Origin of the sequence: Pseudoalteromonas sp. Angola-4 (assembly GCF_028599265.1) — a bacterium.
In the GTDB taxonomy this organism is placed as follows: domain Bacteria; phylum Pseudomonadota; class Gammaproteobacteria; order Enterobacterales; family Alteromonadaceae; genus Pseudoalteromonas; species Pseudoalteromonas atlantica.
In genome coordinates, this window is record NZ_JAQREK010000084.1 from 1 (window position 1) to 465 (window position 465).

The 465-nt window shown below is 37.0% G+C and carries 1 protein-coding gene; it reads right to left on the reverse strand.

Annotated elements, in window-relative coordinates; genetic code table 11:
- Positions 1-302: lyase family protein (locus tag PSH48_RS20915; RefSeq protein ID WP_273612313.1), on the reverse strand; the 302-nt coding region annotated here is incomplete at its 3' end.
- Between the last annotated feature and the right edge of the window lie 163 nt (positions 303-465).

The window sequence follows — 465 nt, forward strand, 5'->3', positions numbered from 1 at the left end:
CTGGTACCTGATCCCGTTTGAAAAATATCAACGGGGAAATGCTCATAATGCTGACCATCAATAATTTCTTGGCAGGCATGCTCGATTGCATTTGCTTTTGTTTTATCTAAATGGCCCAGCTTTAAATTGGTTAATGCTGCGGCTTGTTTTATATACGCTAAAGCAATAATAAATTGCTGTGGCATGGTGAGGTTGCTAATCGTAAAGTTATTAATGGCGCGTTGGGTTTGTGCTTTATAAAGTGCGTTAGCAGGTACGTCGAGTGTGCCCATGCTATCTGATTCTATTCTAAAGTTACTCATTAGTACTCCTAAAAAAGAGAATATATGACATTAAACTACGCTATATAAAAAGATATGGTGCTGTTATTGCTATTTACAACGGTATAGTTAAAAAGTAGGGGGCGTCAAGGCAAGTTAACAAGTGGGATTAAAACTAAAAAGTCGACTTAAACGGATTTTAAGT